Here is a 16952-nt window from a genome sequence, read left to right as displayed (position 1 = left end):
TCGGATTCGTCGGAACCGCGGACGGCGATCTCCACGTCTTCGGCGAAACGAGTTCGTAGTTCCGCGACCGTTTAGGGGGTTCCTTACGGTCGAATTCGATCGATAATGCGCCGCATAATAAAGCCCCACTCCGCCGTCGGTTCGGGCGACGCGGGGTCGCCCCGCGACACCACCCATGAACCACCAGTGGTTTTCAGCCCGACTTCGACGCGCGAACTGGCCCGACATCGGCGACGGGGAGCGACTCCTCTGGTACCTCGTTCTGCTCGCGCTCGTCGGCGATTTGCTCACCACCTACGTCGGTTTGCGCGCGGGACTGACCGAAACGAATCCCGTCGCGCGGAGCGCGCTCGCGCGGTTCGGATTCGCGTCGCTCGTCGCGCTGAAGGCGTTCGCCGTCGGGGTCGGACTCGTCGGTCGAAGGCTCATTCCGCGGGAGTACGGCGCGCTCGTCCCGGCGGGCCTCGCGCTCCCGTGGACGCTCGCCGTGGTCGTCAACCTCTCGCTGTTCGTCTGATTTCGCGGGTCGGCGTTCGAGCGCTCACTCGGCGTTTTCGCGCTTCAGCGAGAGAACCGTGCGCTCGAACTCGCAGACGAGGTCGTCGTCCTGGTTGAACGCCTCGACGCGCATGGTGACGACGCCGCGCTCGCCGTCGCTCGTCTCGCGCTTGTCCGTGACCGTCGACCGCGCGCGGATGGTATCCCCGTGAAAGACCGGACGCGGATGGGAAACGTCGTCGTACGAGAGGTTGGCGACGATGGTGCCGTCGGTCGTGTCCGGGATCGTCAACCCGACCGCGAGGCTCATCGTGTAGAGACCGTTGACCAGTCGCTCGCCGAACTGCGTGTCCGCGGCGAACTCCGCGTCCAGATGGAGCGGCTGTTGATTCATAGTCATGTCGCAAAACCGTTGGTTGTCGCTCTCGCTCACGGTGCGCCGTTTCTCGTGTTCGATAGTTTGGCCGACCGTGAACTCCTCGTAGTAGCGGCCCGTCATGGCGGAATCTGCGCCGCGCGCCGGAAAAATCCTATCGGTCTGTCTCCGCCATCTCTTCGGTCTATCACACCTTTCAGTTCGTCTATCACCGATTGTTGCAACCGTTCCAACCGTTGCAACGGAGACGGAGGCGTATAATCGGTGCATAACAAAGTAGACACTATTCGAACGGGAGTTGTAGTCAGACCTAATTCAGGTCGGGAGGAAAACATGAAAGACCAAAACACGCGGCGTTCGACGGCGAATCGACGTGACCACGAATCGATAGGAGCGTCTTTCGACTCCGAGAACGGGGCGGAACCTGACAGCTTCGATATGAACGCGGCCGGCGAGTTCCAGTTCGACCAGGTGGTGACTCGCGGGGACACGCGCGTCTCGCGGAGCGTCGAGTGGTCCTTCGAGTGCTCCGAGACGACCGACCCGACGGACGCGGTCGGAGCGCCCGACGACGGCGCTAGCTCGCCGCCGCCTCGTCGAGTGTCGACCGACGGCGGTGCCGAGCGACGGTCGTCCCCTCGTCGGACCTCGACCGACGGCGGCGTCGATTGGCGGTCGGCACCGCGCGGCGGCGACGGCGGAACCGCGCTTCGAACCGGTCGGACGTCGTCGAGGGGCGACCGCGTTCGCGCGCGCTGGTACGCGCAGGCGGGCGGACCGGTCCAAACGAAGCCGGTCGTCCGAAACGGAACGGTGTACGTGGGGACCGGAAACGGGTTCGTCTGCGGCATCGACCGCCGGGACGGCGTGAGCAACTGGCTGTTTCAGGCACCGAACGCGGTCGGGACGCCGACCATGGGCCCGGAACTGACGTACGTCGGCGACCGCAGCGGAAACCTGTTCGCGCTCGACGCCGCCAACGGGAGACGGGAGTGGCAGTTCGAGACGGAGGCCGGACTCGAAGTGTCGCCGGTGCTGCTCGGCGACACCCTCTACGTCGCGGCCCGGGACGGGCAGGTGTCCACCCTCGACGCCGAGAGCGGCGAGGTGGCGGACTCGTTTCGGAGTCCGGCGCGGGCGCTCACCTCGCTTCGAATCGCGGGCGACACCCTCTACGTGACGGGCCTCGACGGCGGCCTGTTCGCCCACGACGTGACCGACGGGAGCGAGCGGTTCCGGTTCGCGCCGGCCCTCGCCATCGCGGGCACGCCCGAAATCGTCGGCGACACCGCCTACGTCGGGACCGTGGACGGCGACCGAGTTTACGCGCTCGACGCCGAGACCGGCGAGACGAAGTGGCGGTTCCGGACGGAAGCGGGCGTCTGGTCGACCCCCGTCGTCGTGAACGGCACCGTCTACGTCGGCTGCGCCGACGGTAACGTCTACGCGCTCGACGCGCGGGAAGGGACGGTCCGGTGGCGCGTCCAAACCGGCGCGCGCGTGTGGGGGTCGCCCGTCGTGACCGACGGGTTCGCGTACGTCAGCAACGACGCGGGGCAGGTGTTCGCGCTCGACCGCGCCGACGGGCGCATCCGCTGGCGCTTCCGGGCGCAGGACGCGCTGGTCTCGTCGCCGACTGTCGGAAGCGACGCCGTGTACGTCGGCGACGTCGCGGGAACGGTGTACGCGTTCCCGCAGTAGCCGTTTCGGCGGTAGCGTGCTTTGGTAATGCATATCGCTTCCGACTCGGATGGGAAGGTCTTTCTCCGGTCGTGCAATATTTGCCGGTCAGACCCCACGGAGGCGTCCAAATCATGGCATCCACCGGCAAGCAGACGACCGACGAACCCGAAACGGCGGTCGAAACGGCGCGTCGCCAACTCGAACGAGCGGCGGCGCACCTCGACATCGACCGCGGCATCATCGACCGATTGAAACATCCCGACCAGGTTCACCGCGTGTCGGTTCCGCTCAAGCGCGACGACGGCAACACGGAGATATTCACCGGCTACCGCGCACAGCACGACAGCGTGCGCGGACCGTTCAAGGGCGGCATGCGCTACCACCCCGGCGTGACCGAGGAGGAGTGCATCGGCCTCTCGATGTGGATGACGTGGAAGTGCGCCGTGATGAACATCCCGTTCGGCGGCGCGAAAGGCGGCATCGTCGTGAACCCGAAGGAGTTGAGCGCCGAGGAGAAAGAACGGCTCACCCGACGCTTCGCGGAGGAACTGCGCGATTTCATCGGCCCCATGCGGGACATCCCCGCGCCGGACATGGGCACCGACGCGCAGACGATGGCGTGGTTCATGGACGCCTACTCGATGCAGGAAGGCGAGACGACCCCCGGCGTCGTCACCGGCAAACCCCCCGTCATCGGCGGAAGCCACGGACGCGAGGAGTCCCCCGGACAGAGCGTGGCCATCATCGTCCGCGAAGCGTGCGACTACTACGACTACCCCTTAGAAGAGACGACGGTCGCCATTCAAGGGTTCGGCAGCGTCGGCGCGAACGCGGCGCTCGCCCTGCACAAGTGGGGCGCGAACGTCGTCGCCGTCAGCGACGTCAACGGCGCCATCTACGACCCCGACGGCCTCGACATCGACGACATCCCGACGCACGAGGAGGAACCCGAGGCGGTCACGACCTACGACGCGCCCGAACACCTGTCGAACGACGAACTGCTCGAACTGGACGTGGACGTGCTCGTCCCGGCCGCCATCGGTAACGTCATCACCGAGGCGAACGCCCGCGACGTGGACGCCGACATCGTGGTCGAGGGCGCGAACGGTCCGACGACCACCACCGGGGACGAGATACTCGAAAACCGCGGCATCCCGGTCGTCCCCGACATCCTCGCCAACGCGGGCGGGGTGACGGTGTCGTACTTCGAGTGGCTGCAGGATATCAACCGCCGCCAGTGGTCGCTGGAGCGCGTGAACGAGGAACTCGAGACCGAGATGCTGAAGGCGTGGAACGACGTGCGCGACGAAGTCGAAACGCGCGGCGTGACGTGGCGCGACGCGGCCTACATCGTCGGCCTCTCGCGCATCGCGGAGGCCCATCAGGCGCGCGGTCTCTGGCCCTGAGACGGCGGTCTGCGCCTCACTTCGAGGACAGCGCCGCGCCGATAGCGACTCCGACCGCGATTCCCATCCCCATCCCGAGCGCGAGGTTGTCCATCGCCACGCCCAACGCCGCGCCGATGCCCGCGCCGATTGCGATTCCGACTCCCATCTGTTCTCCGTCGATATCGTCTGCCATATCCACCGACTCGCGTACGACAACATAATCCCGGTGGGTTGAAATCGAACCCGCGCGTCGCCTCGCGTATGCCACGACGAAGCGTCATGTTCACGCCGGGCGACCGTCCGGAGATGCTGCGCAAAGCGCCCGGAGCGGGGGCGGACGTGATAGTGTTCGACTTGGAGGACGCCGTCGCGCCCGACCGAAAGGACGAGGCGCGCGAGGCGGTTCGGGACACGCTCGCCGACCCGGAGTTCGAACCGAACTGCGAGGTGTGCGTTCGGGTCAACCCGACCGGGGTCGCGGCGGACGACGACCTGCGAGAAATCGCGGCGGGCGCGGACTCGCTCGATTCGGTCATGCTCCCGAAAACGGGGTCGGCGGACGACGTCGAGACGCTGTCCCGCCTCCTCGACGAGCACGACTGCGACGTGCCCGTCGTCGCGCTGGTCGAAACCGCCTCCGGGGTGCTCGCCGCCGACGAGATCGGCGCGGCGGACGCGACCGACGCCCTCGCCTTCGGCGCGGAAGACCTCTCTGCGGACATCGGGGCGACCCGAACCGACGAGGGGACGGAGGTGCTCTACGCCCGCGAGCGCGTCGTGCTGGCCGCGAGCGCCGCGGGCGTGGACGCCATCGATACCGTCTACACCGACTTCGGGGACCCGGAGGGAGTACGCGAGGAGACCGAGTTCGCCATCCAACTCGGCTACGACGGGAAGATGGCGATCCATCCGTCGCAGGTCGAACCCATCAACGAGGCGTTCGCGCCCGACCCGGAGCGCGTCGAGTGGGCCGAGAGGGTGCTGGCGGCGAAAGCGGAGGCCGACGAGGAGGGTCGCGGCGTCTTTCGGGTCGAGGGAGAGATGATAGACGCCCCTCTCGTCGCGCAGGCGGAGCGCATCCTCGAGTACGCTCGCGCCTCCGGTAACTGAACCCCTCACCCCGAATCGAAGCCGGTCGGTCCCGAATTTCGCCACGCTTAACAGTGGGTGGGTGTCACTGACAGACGATGTCAGAACAAGCCAATCCGTTCGAGAGCCTGCAGGAGCAGATCGACGACGCGGCCGAGTACATCGACGCGTCCGACGACGTCCTCGAACGGCTCAAGCATCCCGAGCGGGTGCTCGAAACGAACCTCTCCGTGGAGATGGACGACGGCTCCATCGAGGTCTTCAAGGCGTTCCGCTCGCAGTTCAACGGCGACCGCGGACCGTACAAAGGCGGCATCCGCTACCATCCCAACGTCAGCCGAGACGAGGTGAAAGCCCTCTCCGGATGGATGGTCTACAAGACGGCCGTCGTGGACATCCCCTACGGGGGCGGGAAAGGCGGCATCGTCATCGACCCCGACGAGTACAGCGAGGCGGAGTTGGAGCGCATCACGCGCTCCTTCGCGACGGAACTCCGCCCGTTCATCGGCGTCGACCGCGACATCCCCGCGCCGGACGTGAACACCGGCCAGCGGGAGATGAACTGGATAAAGGACACCTACGAGACGCTGGAAAACACGACGGCTCCGGGCGTCATCACCGGTAAGGCGCTCGACTCCGGCGGGAGCGAGGGCCGCGTCGAGGCGACGGGGCGCTCGACCATGCTCACCGCCCGCGAGGCGTTCGACTACCTCGACAAGGAGATGAAAGACGCCACCGTCGCCGTGCAGGGGTACGGCAACGCGGGGTGGATCGCCGCGAAACTGCTGGAGAACCTCGGCGCGAAAATCGTCGCCGTCTCGGACTCCAGCGGCGCGGTCTACAACTCCGAGGGGCTTCACGCCCGCGACGTGAAGGACCACAAGAACGAGACGGGCAGCGTCGTCGGCTACGCCGGCGCGGACGAGGAGTTCGGCAACGACGACCTGCTCACGCTCGACGTCGACCTGCTCGTGCCCGCGGCGCTGGAGAACGCCATCGACGACGAACTCGCGCGCGAGGTGCAGGCCGACGTCATCGCGGAGGCCGCGAACGGACCGCTCACCCCCGAGGCCGACGACGTGCTCACGGAGCGCGGCGTGCACGTCTTCCCCGACATCCTCGCCAACGCGGGCGGGGTGACGGTGTCGTACTTCGAGTGGGTGCAGAACCGCCAGCGGTTCCACTGGTCGGAAGAGCGCGTCAACGACGAACTCGAGAGCGTCATCGTCAACGCCTTCGACGACCTGACGAGCGCCTACGAGGAACACGACCTGCCGAACTTCCGCACCGCGGCGTACGTCGTCGCCCTCCAGCGCGTCATCGACGCCTACGAGGAAGGCGGCAACTGGCCCTAACGGGCGGGGCGGAAACCGCGACGACCGCGCGAATCGCGTTTCGAGAGACATATACCCTCGGCGACCCGACCCTCGGCTATGAACCGCCGAGCGTTTCTGGCCGGGGTCGTCGGCGCGACGTCCGCCACGGTGTCGGGGTGCGCGGCTCTGACGAACACCGGGTCGAACGCCCCCGAGGGCGACATCTCGATGGGGTCGAGTTCCTTCAACCCGCGGAAGTTCGAAGTGAAGGCCGGCGAGACCGTCGTCTGGACGAACACCGACATGCGCAGACACAGCGTGACGGCGTACCAGGACGGCATCCCGGACGGGGCCGAGTACTTCGCGTCGGGCGGCTTCGACTCCGAGCAGGCGGCCCGCAAAGCGTGGCAGAAGGGTCGAGGCACCATCGACCCGAACTTGACGTTCGAGCACACGTTCGAGGTTCCGGGGAGTTACTCCTACTTCTGCATCCCTCACGAGGTGGATGGTATGTCGGGCACCGTCGTCGTCACCGAGTAGCGCCGCTCCGCGACCACTTCGCGACGGCCGCGGCTCCGCGAGAAACCGCGTTGTCGCCCGCGCAAAAAACGAAGTCGATTAAACTTCCACGTCCTCTTCTTCCACGTCCACGGAGGTCTCTTCTTCTTCCGCGACCTCCTCGGGGTGGGCTTCCAACGTCGCCTTCTGGATCTCCACCCGGCGAAGCGGATAGATGGTCTTCGCCTCGCCGTAGATCGCGCTGGAGAGGCGACCCTCGACGACGCTGTCGATGAGGTCGTCGAAGGTGCGGTCTCGCGCGGCCTCCCTGACGAGGTCGATCATCGTCCGGCGGATGGCCTTCTCTTGGCTGTGGTCCGCCTTCTTCGTCGTGAACGCGACGGGCTGGATCTGAACGCGGTGGTCGTCCGCGGTCAGCACCGTGATGTACGCCTCGACCTTCGAGGCGCCGCGTCGCACGAGGCTACGCAGGTAGTCGCGGGTGAGTTCGTGCTTGACGAACTCGGTGTAGGCCGCGTCGCTCCCCACGTCGTTGATCTTGAAGGTCAGTTTCGTGTTGTTCTCGCTGGCGTTGTTCGTCAACTCGCCGAGCGTCGTTTCGATGGTGCGACCGAGCACCTGATTCGGTTCGTCGGCGGGGGTCGTTCCCAGCTCCGCGCGGTCGAACTGCTCGGGAGCGTGGACCGTGTACCACCGCTTTTGCTGTGACTTCTTGGAGACTGATCGTTCACTCATGGTTCGTGTTGGTATCGTCGTTCGTCGTTTGTGCTGTCTGAGTTGTCGGTGTCGTCTTCGCCGTCCGTACCACCTGTTCCGCCACCGAGAGGTTCACGACGTAATCGTCCACGGTGGACTGGAGACCGCCGGTCGTCCCGCGTTCTATCGTCGTCACGACCGCGCCGCCCTCCACGTTCGTCTCGATTTCGGACGTGTTGTCGGGCGCGACCGACGCCGCGATAACGTCGGCGTCCTCCAGTTCCGTGCGAATCGTCGCTCGTCTCATAGCGCCTCCCGGAACGCCGAAAGGAACTCCTTCGCGTCCGCGTCGAACCGCGCGTAACCGCGGCGCGCGCTTCCCGTTCCGTCGCCGCCGACCGCCGACGCGGCCCGCCGCATCGCGTTGCCCAGTCCGATGACGCCCGCTTCGGGGTCGTCGGGTTCGCGGTCGTCCACCGAAACCGCTGCGGCTTCGGCGTCCGTGACGACGAGCGCGATCGGCTCCGGCGACCGGAAGTCGCCGAGCAGTCGGGCCGCCGTCTCGACCGGCGCGTCGTCCGTTCGGGCGACGAACAGGCCGTCGTAGCGTCCCGTCGTCGCCTCTCGGAGCACCGCGTGCGCCGCGCTCGCGTGGTCGCGCCACGCGTCGAGCGCCGGCGCGCGAGCGTCGTGTCCGAGCGCCAGCGCGACGCCCGTTCCGGGCTGTTCGCGCGCGACAGCGTCGAGAACGTCGGCGTAACCGCCGAGCGTCGCGAACGGTCCGTCCGCGAGTTCGTAGGGGCGAAGCGCGCGCTCGACGGCGTCGCCCGCCCGCGGCGTCGCGCCCTCCGGCCCCGCGACCGAGAGCGCGACGAGCGAGGCGACCCGTCGGCGGGCGTCGTCGTCGAGGTCGACCGGAAGACCCAGTTCCGCGAGTTCGGCCTGCGCCGCCTCCGCGTCGCCGGAGAATCCCGCGTGAATCAGCGTCGAGTGTGCCAACCCGTCCGCGAGGTCGTTCGTGGGCGTCGCGACGCCGGGTTTGCGCGCGAGTCGGTCGCCCGCGGCGTCCAGCAGCCGCGCGCTCTCGTCCTCGCCCGGCAGGACGCCGGCCGCCGCGATGCCGGCGAGTGCCAGCACAGGGTCCGGCGTTTCGCCGAGTTCGTCCGCGGCTTCGTAGGCCGCGACGCTGGCCGACCGCCCGAGGAGCGACACGTCGCCGCCCGTCGCACCGACCGTCGCGACGACGGAGCGGTCGTCGGTCTCGGCGCGGTGAGCCGGGAAGCGCGCGGCGCTCACCTGGAACGGAATTCCGGCGTCGGCGCACGCGCGGGCGAGGACGCCGCTCGCCGCGAGTGAGTCGCCGTCGGCCTGCGCGACGATTCGAACGAAGTCGGCGTCGCGGAGCGCCGCGGCCACCTCGCTCGCGGAGTGGGCGTCCTCGGAAGCGGTTCGGCCGGACGTCGACATCTATTAGAGGAGTTCTTTCGCCACGTCGTAGGTGTACGTGAAGTCTTCGTCGAGTTCGTCGCCGCGGTAGTAGTTCACGAGGCGGCGAACTTTCGATTCGGTGTTCTGCAGGGCGCGCTTGTTCTGCTTGTCCTGCGGGTTCTCGTCGACGTGCTCGCGGAGGCGCACGGCGCGCTCCATCAGATTCTCGAGGTCTTCGGGCAGGTCGGAGCCCGCGTCGTTCTCCTCCAGAATCTCGGTCATTTTCTTGCCGGTGGCCAGTTTCACGTCGGGGACGGGCGTGCCGGTCACGCCCTCGTCGCGGAGCTTCAGCCCGATTTGGCTGGGGCTGTAGCCTTGCTCCGCGAGTTCGACGACGCGGTCTTCCACGTCGCCCGCATCTACGTCGCTCCACTCCGGTGGTTCGTCTGCCACGGGCCGGTCGGAACCGGACGAGCCGCGGCGTCGGGTGTGCATTCGTGCCATTGTTCGAGGATAGGAACTGCACGAGCCGCTAGAGTGCTGGCGGCGGGTTCCGCCAGTCGTGACGAGAGTCACGTTGCACGTCCGCAATCCCAAGTCGCGTCAAAGTACGTTCGCGACGAGTCGGATTTGCGGCTGTGCCGTTCCCTACGCCCGTTTCCCCTCTCAGCGGTTAAAGGGTTTCCATTCGGTCGGTCGAGCGGACGAGTCGGTGTGACACGCTCCGGCGGGGGTGCGCGGATTTCGAGAGGTTTATCAATGGTCGCAGGGAAGAACTGACTGCAGACGCGGGCTCGTAGATCAGTGGTAGATCACTCCCTTGGCATGGGAGAGGCCCCGGGTTCAAATCCCGGCGAGTCCATGCGCTTCGCGCATTTTCCACATTCCGTAGACGGCGTAGAGTTCCTTATATCGGATAGCCCGGTTTTGGCTTGGATTCCAAGCGGTTTACCGGCAATTTACGCCATCTGGATTCCAATCGTTCCTCACTCCCGGCACGCCTCGGTCGGGCGTTCTACAACATTCCAGTAGCAGAGTGACATCATAACTCTTCAGGTTCGACGAACATGTACTGCCACCCTTCAAGGTGTGGGAACTGTCCACCAGTGCATTGAATGAAAACAGAGATGATAAAAGCGCTATGAACCGACTCTGAGGAGTTCTTTTTATCAGGGAAGCCAACAGCCTGCGGTGGGATATTTTTCTCACGTACGCGCAAACCGGCAAGGTGATTTGAACCTGCTCTAGGTTGCCATCGGTGCTGTCCCTCGATTCGCAGAGAGCTAAATGTGGGTGGCTGCATAAACGTATCGTCACCACCACCCATTCGACCAGTACTTTTCATCACCCAAGGAGAGCATTGCTGGTGGCTCTGTAGAAATCCTCAACGACTGATAGAATTGACGTGCCGAATAGAGAGGTTGTATTCGTCAAATTGAACTCGTTTGTTCCGGCTAAAGAGTGGTGAACCAGCTGTCACGTCGACGTAGTTAGCAAAGTGTGATGCAGTTATTTATTCTCGCGGTAGTGGTGAGCAAACATTTCAGCAAAAATGCCCGCGAGCGGGACAAGATTAGCCACAGTTCCGATGAATTCACTCATCGAAATGAGTTGGAACAAGGCACGTGTGATTCCGCCGAGTATGAGCAGACAACCAGCAAGCAGAGTCAGAGATTTTCCTACTCCGTAACGATATAGTGTCGAGATTCCCCAAATAATGAGTAAAACCGGGAGAGACCACCAAATTAGAGGACGAATTGGAAGGAACAGTGTCATTACCCCAAAGACAAGGCAGAGACCAACGAGAATCACCAGAACACGGCCAAGGGGACGTTCTCCAATATCACGGATTGATTCTGGTACATTCATTTAGATAGTTTCTGCGCTGGTTCCAGATAAGCGTATGCTCTACACTGTGAACGGTGGGGTGGCCCGTGACCGATACGCGCCCTGTATTCAGCACGCCCACTAAAACCTATCACCGGTTGCGGGGTTCACCATAGTCTCGCTGGTGTGCCACTCCGACACCTTCACGTGCTATCCGCACTACCGGTCGCGATTCTATCGCCGACAGTTGCGGCTGTCTCATGCGTCGTCTTCGTGTTCTTGGTCGTCGTCCTTCTCCGGGTCGTAGAACTCAGCCTCCTCGGGCGCTACATAGATATGGTCTGCCACGTCGAATGTTCCCTTTCCGGTCAGGTTCTGGTATGCAGAGTCGGCCTCGGGGTCACGAGCGTCGGTGGCTGTGCCGGGCGTCGTCGTTGGAAACCACGCCGCATCATCATCGAGGTCGTCAAGCGTGCCGTTCGCAAGCGCACGCAAATACCAATCTTTCTCAGCCTCGGTCAGTTCCTCAGGCTGCCCGCGTTCAACGAGGGCACGAACGTCACCGACGCTTCGGTACTCGCGGGATGCGCGATACTGCCCGCGCTCGTTGAGCCACTCGAATGTATCGGGCTGGACACTCTCGGTTGCGGCGTCCGTGTCGAGTGTCACCCGATGGAGGACAGCAAGCATGTCAATCATCCCGCGCCGGAGCCACGTCGCTTCGTCTTCCATGAGTGCGCGCTTGGCGCGGCCATCACGTTCGGGGAAGAAGATGAAGTCAAGATGGGTGTCGGTGAGGCACTCGTGTAAGAGTGTAAAGTCCATCACGGCCGAGCGGCCACGCTGATAGAGCTTGCGCCGACGTTCGGCGGGGTCACTCGGCTCAAGGTCATCACGAAGGAATTTCACGTCGGTTTCGGTGAGAAACCCGCGGAGGCGACGCTCTGGGTCATCTTCACCGCCGGGAAGCGGTAGGTCGGTGCTCCACTCAGTCTGAGGGCCGTCGAAACTATCCTCGTTTTTCATGGGTAAGTTATCGGTTTTCTGTTCGAGATGCCGGGTAATAACTCTGGTTACTTGGGGAATAGAACTATAGTGCTACAATACTATGCATTATTTATGGCAACGACTAGCATACAACTCCCCGAAACGATTCGGGACCGCATCAAAGCGCGTGGTATCAAAGGGGAGACATATGCGGACATTCTGGAGCGGATGCTCGAACAGACCGCGTCAGAGCCCGACCAGGAGGGCGAATAACACGACAAGACCTACGCGTCCACCACCTCACCCAGCCACAGGCAGTCGGTGGACGCGTACATCCGACGGCACGCCAGCCCGCAATGAGGCGGACTTCACGGCCGTACTTCCAATACCCATGGATTCCCCCATATAGGTTCTGCCCCACGAGGGCACAAGCGTGTGTCGGAACTCCAATTCACAACCCATGACCACTATCACATCCAGACGATTCCGATTGCATCACCTCATTCGTCGCGTCCTCGTGGCGGTTACACTAGCCGTGCGTCTCGGCATTGCATCGCGGGAGGGCACCCGATGAATGGGCGGGTCGACCGACCACCTCGCTGCGAGGTGCATGGGGTGACGAAATCGGTTGTTTTGACGCACGATATTCCCGTCTATATCTGCGAGTATTGCCAGCGCGAGGTAACGGATGGAGGGAACCGATGACCCAAGGGACGCACGTAGTCGCGACTGCGGCGACGGTGACGACAACGGTCACGGCCACGACGGCGACCGTGAGCGTCATGCCCGACCTCGGCCACGGGGACGACCAGCGTGAGGCTATCGCAACAAATTGCTCCGAGACCTCCATCGCAGTGCACGACTATTATCGACGTATCGAACCCGCGCATGCGGCCATTGCGACGCTTGACGGTCGTCCAACGCTGGGGTTGAACGATTACTACGGATGGTATATCAAGCGCCAGCATGATGACCTCGACCTGCATGAACAGGGCTTCGACCAACTGGGGCGGGTCGCAACGCTTGCGGACGACCGCGAGACGATTTACGACCGTGCTGACCGGTGCGTGTACGCAATTACCTCATACAAAGACCCGGCGACGATTCGCACCGTGCCGTGCCGGACTGACGATGGCACGACGTGGCAGGACGACGAAAAACCGACGCCCGATTATGGCGACATTCAGGGTTATGCCGTCTGGGGCGATATCGACCTGGCCAGCGACTCCCTGAAAGCCCAGCGCGACGCCGGAACGCTCGCCCCTGGAAAACAGGAGACGATTGAGGCCGCGCTTGCCGCTTTCGCTGCCGAAGTAGGAGCATTGTACGGCGGGCGTGATGCTGTTTCGATGCTCGACAGCGTTGGCGGTGCGTACATCTTCGGTCCGCCTGCGGCGACGCTGCCCATCGCCGAGCACTTCGCCGACGACCGTGACGCCCGCCGGCGTGTGTTTGCGGAACTGCGTAACCGCGAACGTGATTATTTGGAGGTGGCCGAAGCCAATGTGTACGAAAGCGTCGATGGCGCAAACGACCTCCTCGACCCGGACTGGGTGAACAACAAGAACCGGCAGTACAAGGCCCCACTGTCATTCCACGCTGAGTACGATTCCGTCGTCACGCCCATCGACACGACGGATGTCCAGTACGACCCGACGCCCGTCGATGCCGTTTCCGACGAGTTAATTGCTGAGACGGCCGCATGGGGTGAGGAGCTCACCGACCCCACGTACGCCGACCGTGTTGGAGCCCTTGTCGAGGGATTGTGGCCCGAGTACACCGCCGACCACGACGATTGGCGGGCGGCACTCGACGCGTGGGTCGACGACGACCGTGCCAGTGACATCCCGGCGGGCGCGACGCCGGCTGGCTCAACTAACCACGATAACTACGACCTCTCCGGCCACGACCCCATGGCGACGACGGCCGACGAGATAACCAGCGACATTCGCGATATCTTCGTTGCTATCGACACGCTGGATGCCGAACGCGTCGCCGAGAAGACCATCGTCCATGCGTGGAACGACGACGCCGGAACCAGTGCTGGGCATCGCGCGTTCGTCCCGATATGGGGGCCGGACGCGAACGGTACCGCGAACTACATCAACACGACGAAGGGCGTGTGGGTCGACACTGGCCAGAACCACCACGGCACCGTCGTCGAGATGGCGCTTATCGCTAACGAGGATTGGCCGCGCGGACACATCGCCGACGGTGCCGATTGGTGGCGCGGTGTTGACTACCTTCGTGCCCTTGGTTTCGCCATTCCCGAGTACAACGCCTCCGAAAGTACCACGACCGACGCGGTCGCCGCCACGGTCACGCTCCCAAACTCTCCTCGCGCCCGCGCCGACATCCCCTTGGCCTTGGTTGATGCAGCGACGGATGCCCCCACTATCGACGATATTCGTGCCTGCGTTGCCGGTGAACTCGACACGGCGATGCAGGGCAACGACCAAGTCGTGATTGACGCAATTATGGGGAGTGGGAAGTCCTACAGCACGTTCAAAGTTGCCCGCGAGCGCGACGAACCGATTGCATACCTCGCGAAACGCGAAGGGTTGTACGAACAGGGAACGAGATACGCCGAACAGGTCGGCTTCGACCCTGACGACATCTATACCCTTCCATCCGTCTTCCGTGACTGTCCCACATTCACCGGCGAGTTCGACGACGCCATCAGAGACCGGGCCCAAAAGCTCTATCAGCACGAGGTTCAACCACAGACGATTCACGACCTCCTTGACCTCCCGTGCGAGGATGGCGACGCGGAGTGTCCCTATCGCGCGAAGATGGCAGTTGAGCTCGACGATTATCAGGTCATCATCGGGCATCACGCACATACACACCTCCCCCAGGTCGGACAAGGCCGCCACGTGGTCTTCGACGAAGCCGGCGAAGACGTGTTTACGACCCGGCTCGACGGCGAAGCGCTTATTCGCGGCGTGAACGCCTTTCTCGCTCTCCATGACTCACCACCAATCGACGACTGGAACGACCTCCTCGCCGTCCGCACCAACGCAGAACGCCGCAAGCGTGCGCTCGCATGGTTCACCCGCCCCGAATTCGACTTCGAACCCGACGAGCGCAATGCCGTCGACTTCGAACTGATGGGGTATCACGCCTACGCGCCGCTCGCCGTCTTTACCATCCTCAACGCCGACCCGATAGCACCGGGCGAGCCGTTTGAACGGACAAGTCTCCCCGGCATCAACAACGCCGCCCAGTTCTTTACCACGAGTGAGCAGAACGGTACCTATCACGTTGAGTTCCAAACGCCGCCCGAACTCTCCTATACGAAGGCTGTCATCGGATTGGACGGCACCCCGCTCCTCGTCGATGATGACCCTCTCGAATGGGAACGGGCGCTCGGCCGTCCGATGAATCACGTCCAAATACTAGACGATGATGAACGTGCCGCGTTCCTCGGCGAGACGCTCGCCAATACCTACATTCAAAGTACTGACGCCATCAAACCGTATTCATCTGGTCGATGGACGAACCCCGCACACGACGCCGCTTTGTGCGCGGCTGTACGCGACCAGTACGGCGGTGGCACGCCGCCGGTCGTCTTCACGTCAAAGAAGGTGCGTGACCAGTATGAAGACCACTTCACTGGCGACGCGAATCTCGCCAAGCTGATGGACCACCGCGGCAACCTCCGCGGGTCAGATACCTACGGCGATGAATCGCTCGCGGTTGTCCTCGGGTCGGCTCACCATGGCGACCACGAACTCCGACGACGGGCGGCGTGGTTGAACGAAACCATCGACCCTGTCGGGAAGGGGACTGAGCGTGATTACGGAAGTGCCGTTGGAAATGCCGTCCTTAAACAGATGCGGGAGGCCGATACTGCCCAAGTGGCGCTTCGCGTCGGGCGCACCGCCAACAAACCTGCGACCGTGATTCTGGATACGGCGGCCATCCCCGACTGGTTTCCCATCCACGCTACTGCACACGTCGACACCCGGAGTGCCGGCGAACAGAGCGTCTTTGACGCGACGACCGACCTGCTCACTCGCGACGGAGACGGAACCACCGGAGTGACCACCGCCGCGGTCGCCGCCCACGATGCCGTCACCATCAGTGAACGACGGGTGCGACAAATCCTCACGATGTTCGCCGATACTGGCCATCTTGCCCGCCGGACTGACCCCGACGACGGACGCGTCACTCGGTGGGCCGATATCGGCCTCACCGACTTCGACCGCAACGGCACCGTCGACCTCCCGGCCATCGCTGACGGAGCCGGTGACACGGTTGCAGAAGAATCGCATATTGTACTCTATACGCGAGATTTCCGCAACTTCGCATGGAATCAAGGTACTGATACCGCGAGCAGCCCGTCACCTGGCGAACCGATGGGCCAGACAACGCTTTCGACGGTACTCGACGGCGCACCTCCACCCGGCTGACCGGAATTGACCCACTCCATACAGGCTATTCGCCCTCACCTGCCAGCGACGGCACCCCCAGACTACAGCCGTTCACCGCGGGTAAAGTAGAGTTAATTTTTCACCGCCAGAACGCTCGCTACAGGTTTCTCTGACTTGGAGAACGGCTTTACCGCTTCATCGATTAACTCTGTGATGCAGGTGGAGTCGTCTCCTCGGAGGTGTCGTGGTCGGTGTGGGTTAATTGGGCCATGAGACGCTTGGTTTCCTGTGGTAGCTTGCGGACGTCGTCCTGTTCCGTGTCAGTCGTATCTGTCTCGTTCGCTGCTGCCTCGGGTGAATAATCGACCCAGTCGAGGAAGTCCAGATGCACGTCCCATGCCGCTTTGTAGCGCCCGTCGGCACGCAACTGTTCGACCGTATGCTCATACATCGCGACCGTTTGGAGTTCGAGGTCGTTCGTGAGATGGTCCGCCACGTCATCACCAATACGCGCCATATCTTTCGAAATCTGGGCTGGCGATACGTCGTAGACCTCCGCGAGACGGGCTTGGTGGATGTTCTTTCTGGAGCCCGCCGCCAGGACACGGTCGAGCAAGTCGGCTCTGCGTTCGACGTACGAGTAGTCGGCGGGGTCTTTCTCTGGTGGTACCTCTGCGGCGAGGTAATTCGTGCTCATCGCTTCTCTTGTCAAGAAAGATGTCGGTCATGGACTTAAATTCATGCAGCGGTCTATTGGTATCGTCTTGCA

General features: G+C 63.5%; 17 protein-coding genes and 1 tRNA gene. 9 read left to right on the top strand and 9 right to left on the bottom strand.

Annotation, left to right across the window (positions count from 1 at the left end):
• Positions 1 to 175 precede the first annotated feature (175 nt).
• A complete protein-coding gene (locus LIX00_RS00425; RefSeq protein ID WP_227354218.1) occupies positions 176 to 517 on the top strand; it encodes a DUF5658 family protein in 342 nt (113 codons plus the stop codon).
• A 24-nt stretch (positions 518 to 541) separates the two neighbouring features.
• Here the strand turns inward: LIX00_RS00425 and LIX00_RS00420 are convergent, their stop codons facing one another.
• The gene (locus LIX00_RS00420; RefSeq protein WP_227354217.1) at positions 542 to 997 is read right to left on the bottom strand and encodes a MaoC family dehydratase; all 456 of its coding nucleotides are present in this window, start codon (positions 995 to 997) and stop codon (positions 542 to 544) included.
• A gap of 210 nt (positions 998 to 1207) precedes the next feature.
• On the opposite strand from LIX00_RS00420, the gene LIX00_RS00415 reads away from it, so the two are divergent.
• Together LIX00_RS00415 and gdhB are read left to right on the top strand one after the other, a co-directional pair.
• The gene (locus LIX00_RS00415) at positions 1208 to 2575 is read left to right on the top strand and encodes an outer membrane protein assembly factor BamB family protein (protein ID WP_227354216.1); all 1368 of its coding nucleotides are present in this window, start codon (positions 1208 to 1210) and stop codon (positions 2573 to 2575) included.
• 113 nt (positions 2576 to 2688) lie between these two features.
• On the top strand, positions 2689 to 3963 hold the full coding sequence (gdhB, locus tag LIX00_RS00410) for a glutamate dehydrogenase GdhB (RefSeq protein ID WP_227354215.1): 1275 nt from the start codon (positions 2689 to 2691) through the stop codon (positions 3961 to 3963).
• A gap of 16 nt (positions 3964 to 3979) precedes the next feature.
• Here the strand turns inward: gdhB and LIX00_RS00405 are convergent, their stop codons facing one another.
• Entirely contained in the window at positions 3980 to 4138 is a 159-nt protein-coding gene (locus LIX00_RS00405) for a glycine zipper domain-containing protein (protein ID WP_227354214.1), read from the bottom strand.
• Between the two features lie 68 nt (positions 4139 to 4206).
• Between LIX00_RS00405 and LIX00_RS00400 the strand changes: the two genes are divergently transcribed.
• From LIX00_RS00400 to LIX00_RS00390, 3 genes are all read left to right on the top strand, one after another.
• Positions 4207 to 5055, top strand: coding sequence for an HpcH/HpaI aldolase/citrate lyase family protein (locus tag LIX00_RS00400; protein ID WP_227354213.1), 849 nt, complete (start codon positions 4207 to 4209; stop codon positions 5053 to 5055).
• Positions 5056 to 5132: 77 nt separating this feature from the next.
• Complete coding sequence (locus tag LIX00_RS00395) at positions 5133 to 6389, top strand: Glu/Leu/Phe/Val family dehydrogenase (RefSeq protein ID WP_227354212.1); 1257 nt, start codon at positions 5133 to 5135, stop codon at positions 6387 to 6389.
• Between the two features lie 78 nt (positions 6390 to 6467).
• Positions 6468 to 6890, top strand: a complete 423-nt coding sequence (locus LIX00_RS00390) for a cupredoxin domain-containing protein (RefSeq protein WP_227354211.1) — start codon at positions 6468 to 6470, stop codon at positions 6888 to 6890.
• 78 nt (positions 6891 to 6968) lie between these two features.
• Here the strand turns inward: LIX00_RS00390 and LIX00_RS00385 are convergent, their stop codons facing one another.
• Genes LIX00_RS00385 through LIX00_RS00370 form a run of 4 tightly spaced genes read right to left on the bottom strand, consistent with a single transcriptional unit; the run spans position 6969 to position 9497 of the window.
• On the bottom strand, positions 6969 to 7604 hold the full coding sequence (locus LIX00_RS00385; RefSeq protein ID WP_227354210.1) for a 30S ribosomal protein S3ae: 636 nt from the start codon (positions 7602 to 7604) through the stop codon (positions 6969 to 6971).
• Positions 7597 to 7872: a KEOPS complex subunit Pcc1 gene (locus tag LIX00_RS00380; protein WP_227354209.1), complete on the bottom strand. Its 276-nt coding sequence runs from the start codon at positions 7870 to 7872 to the stop codon at positions 7597 to 7599. The genes LIX00_RS00385 and LIX00_RS00380 overlap by 8 nt, the downstream gene beginning before the upstream one ends.
• Complete coding sequence (locus tag LIX00_RS00375; protein ID WP_227354208.1) at positions 7869 to 9032, bottom strand: exonuclease RecJ; 1164 nt, start codon at positions 9030 to 9032, stop codon at positions 7869 to 7871. Before LIX00_RS00375 ends, LIX00_RS00380 begins: the two co-directional genes overlap by 4 nt.
• Positions 9033 to 9035: 3 nt before the next feature.
• The gene (locus LIX00_RS00370; protein ID WP_227354207.1) at positions 9036 to 9497 is read right to left on the bottom strand and encodes a 30S ribosomal protein S15; all 462 of its coding nucleotides are present in this window, start codon (positions 9495 to 9497) and stop codon (positions 9036 to 9038) included.
• 286 nt (positions 9498 to 9783) lie between these two features.
• Here LIX00_RS00370 and LIX00_RS00365 point away from each other — a divergent pair.
• Positions 9784 to 9855 (top strand) — tRNA-Ala (locus LIX00_RS00365).
• A gap of 647 nt (positions 9856 to 10502) precedes the next feature.
• On the opposite strand, the gene LIX00_RS00360 is transcribed toward LIX00_RS00365, so the two are convergent.
• Together LIX00_RS00360 and LIX00_RS00355 are read right to left on the bottom strand one after the other, a co-directional pair.
• Positions 10503 to 10862 (bottom strand): hypothetical protein, encoded by a 360-nt coding sequence (locus tag LIX00_RS00360; protein WP_227354206.1) that lies wholly within the window; start codon positions 10860 to 10862, stop codon positions 10503 to 10505.
• Positions 10863 to 11078: 216 nt separating this feature from the next.
• The gene (locus LIX00_RS00355; RefSeq protein WP_227354205.1) at positions 11079 to 11846 is read right to left on the bottom strand and encodes a hypothetical protein; all 768 of its coding nucleotides are present in this window, start codon (positions 11844 to 11846) and stop codon (positions 11079 to 11081) included.
• A 93-nt stretch (positions 11847 to 11939) separates the two neighbouring features.
• Between LIX00_RS00355 and LIX00_RS00350 the strand changes: the two genes are divergently transcribed.
• Entirely contained in the window at positions 11940 to 12080 is a 141-nt protein-coding gene (locus LIX00_RS00350) for a hypothetical protein (protein WP_227354204.1), read from the top strand.
• A 428-nt stretch (positions 12081 to 12508) separates the two neighbouring features.
• Positions 12509 to 16222 (top strand): hypothetical protein, encoded by a 3714-nt coding sequence (locus tag LIX00_RS00345; RefSeq protein ID WP_227354203.1) that lies wholly within the window; start codon positions 12509 to 12511, stop codon positions 16220 to 16222.
• A 163-nt stretch (positions 16223 to 16385) separates the two neighbouring features.
• On the opposite strand, the gene LIX00_RS00340 is transcribed toward LIX00_RS00345, so the two are convergent.
• On the bottom strand, positions 16386 to 16880 hold the full coding sequence (locus LIX00_RS00340; RefSeq protein ID WP_227354202.1) for a hypothetical protein: 495 nt from the start codon (positions 16878 to 16880) through the stop codon (positions 16386 to 16388).
• Between the last annotated feature and the right edge of the window lie 72 nt (positions 16881 to 16952).

The sequence above is a fragment of the Haladaptatus salinisoli genome, assembly GCF_020614375.1.
GTDB lineage: Archaea > Halobacteriota > Halobacteria > Halobacteriales > Haladaptataceae > Haladaptatus > Haladaptatus salinisoli.
Note: the sequence above shows the minus strand (reverse complement) of the source record. Positions and strands in the feature narration are given on the sequence as shown.

Bases quoted from the DNA above. Each gene is read 5' to 3' on its own strand.
- LIX00_RS00390 (WP_227354211.1), top strand. From the start codon at position 6,468: ATGAACCGCCGAGCGTTTCTGGCCGGGGTCGTCGGCGCGACGTCCGCC.
- LIX00_RS00350 (WP_227354204.1), top strand. From the start codon at position 11,940: ATGGCAACGACTAGCATACAACTCCCCGAAACGATTCGGGACCGCATC.
- LIX00_RS00425 (WP_227354218.1), top strand. From the start codon at position 176: ATGAACCACCAGTGGTTTTCAGCCCGACTTCGACGCGCGAACTGGCCC.
- LIX00_RS00415 (WP_227354216.1), top strand. From the start codon at position 1,208: ATGAAAGACCAAAACACGCGGCGTTCGACGGCGAATCGACGTGACCAC.
- LIX00_RS00360 (WP_227354206.1), bottom strand. From the start codon at position 10,862: ATGAATGTACCAGAATCAATCCGTGATATTGGAGAACGTCCCCTTGGC.
- LIX00_RS00400 (WP_227354213.1), top strand. From the start codon at position 4,207: ATGCCACGACGAAGCGTCATGTTCACGCCGGGCGACCGTCCGGAGATG.
- LIX00_RS00385 (WP_227354210.1), bottom strand. From the start codon at position 7,604: ATGAGTGAACGATCAGTCTCCAAGAAGTCACAGCAAAAGCGGTGGTAC.
- LIX00_RS00420 (WP_227354217.1), bottom strand. From the start codon at position 997: ATGACGGGCCGCTACTACGAGGAGTTCACGGTCGGCCAAACTATCGAA.
- LIX00_RS00380 (WP_227354209.1), bottom strand. From the start codon at position 7,872: ATGAGACGAGCGACGATTCGCACGGAACTGGAGGACGCCGACGTTATC.
- LIX00_RS00370 (WP_227354207.1), bottom strand. From the start codon at position 9,497: ATGGCACGAATGCACACCCGACGCCGCGGCTCGTCCGGTTCCGACCGG.
- LIX00_RS00395 (WP_227354212.1), top strand. From the start codon at position 5,133: ATGTCAGAACAAGCCAATCCGTTCGAGAGCCTGCAGGAGCAGATCGAC.
- LIX00_RS00405 (WP_227354214.1), bottom strand. From the start codon at position 4,138: ATGGCAGACGATATCGACGGAGAACAGATGGGAGTCGGAATCGCAATC.
- LIX00_RS00345 (WP_227354203.1), top strand. From the start codon at position 12,509: ATGACCCAAGGGACGCACGTAGTCGCGACTGCGGCGACGGTGACGACA.
- LIX00_RS00340 (WP_227354202.1), bottom strand. From the start codon at position 16,880: ATGAGCACGAATTACCTCGCCGCAGAGGTACCACCAGAGAAAGACCCC.
- gdhB (WP_227354215.1), top strand. From the start codon at position 2,689: ATGGCATCCACCGGCAAGCAGACGACCGACGAACCCGAAACGGCGGTC.
- LIX00_RS00375 (WP_227354208.1), bottom strand. From the start codon at position 9,032: ATGTCGACGTCCGGCCGAACCGCTTCCGAGGACGCCCACTCCGCGAGC.
- LIX00_RS00355 (WP_227354205.1), bottom strand. From the start codon at position 11,846: ATGAAAAACGAGGATAGTTTCGACGGCCCTCAGACTGAGTGGAGCACC.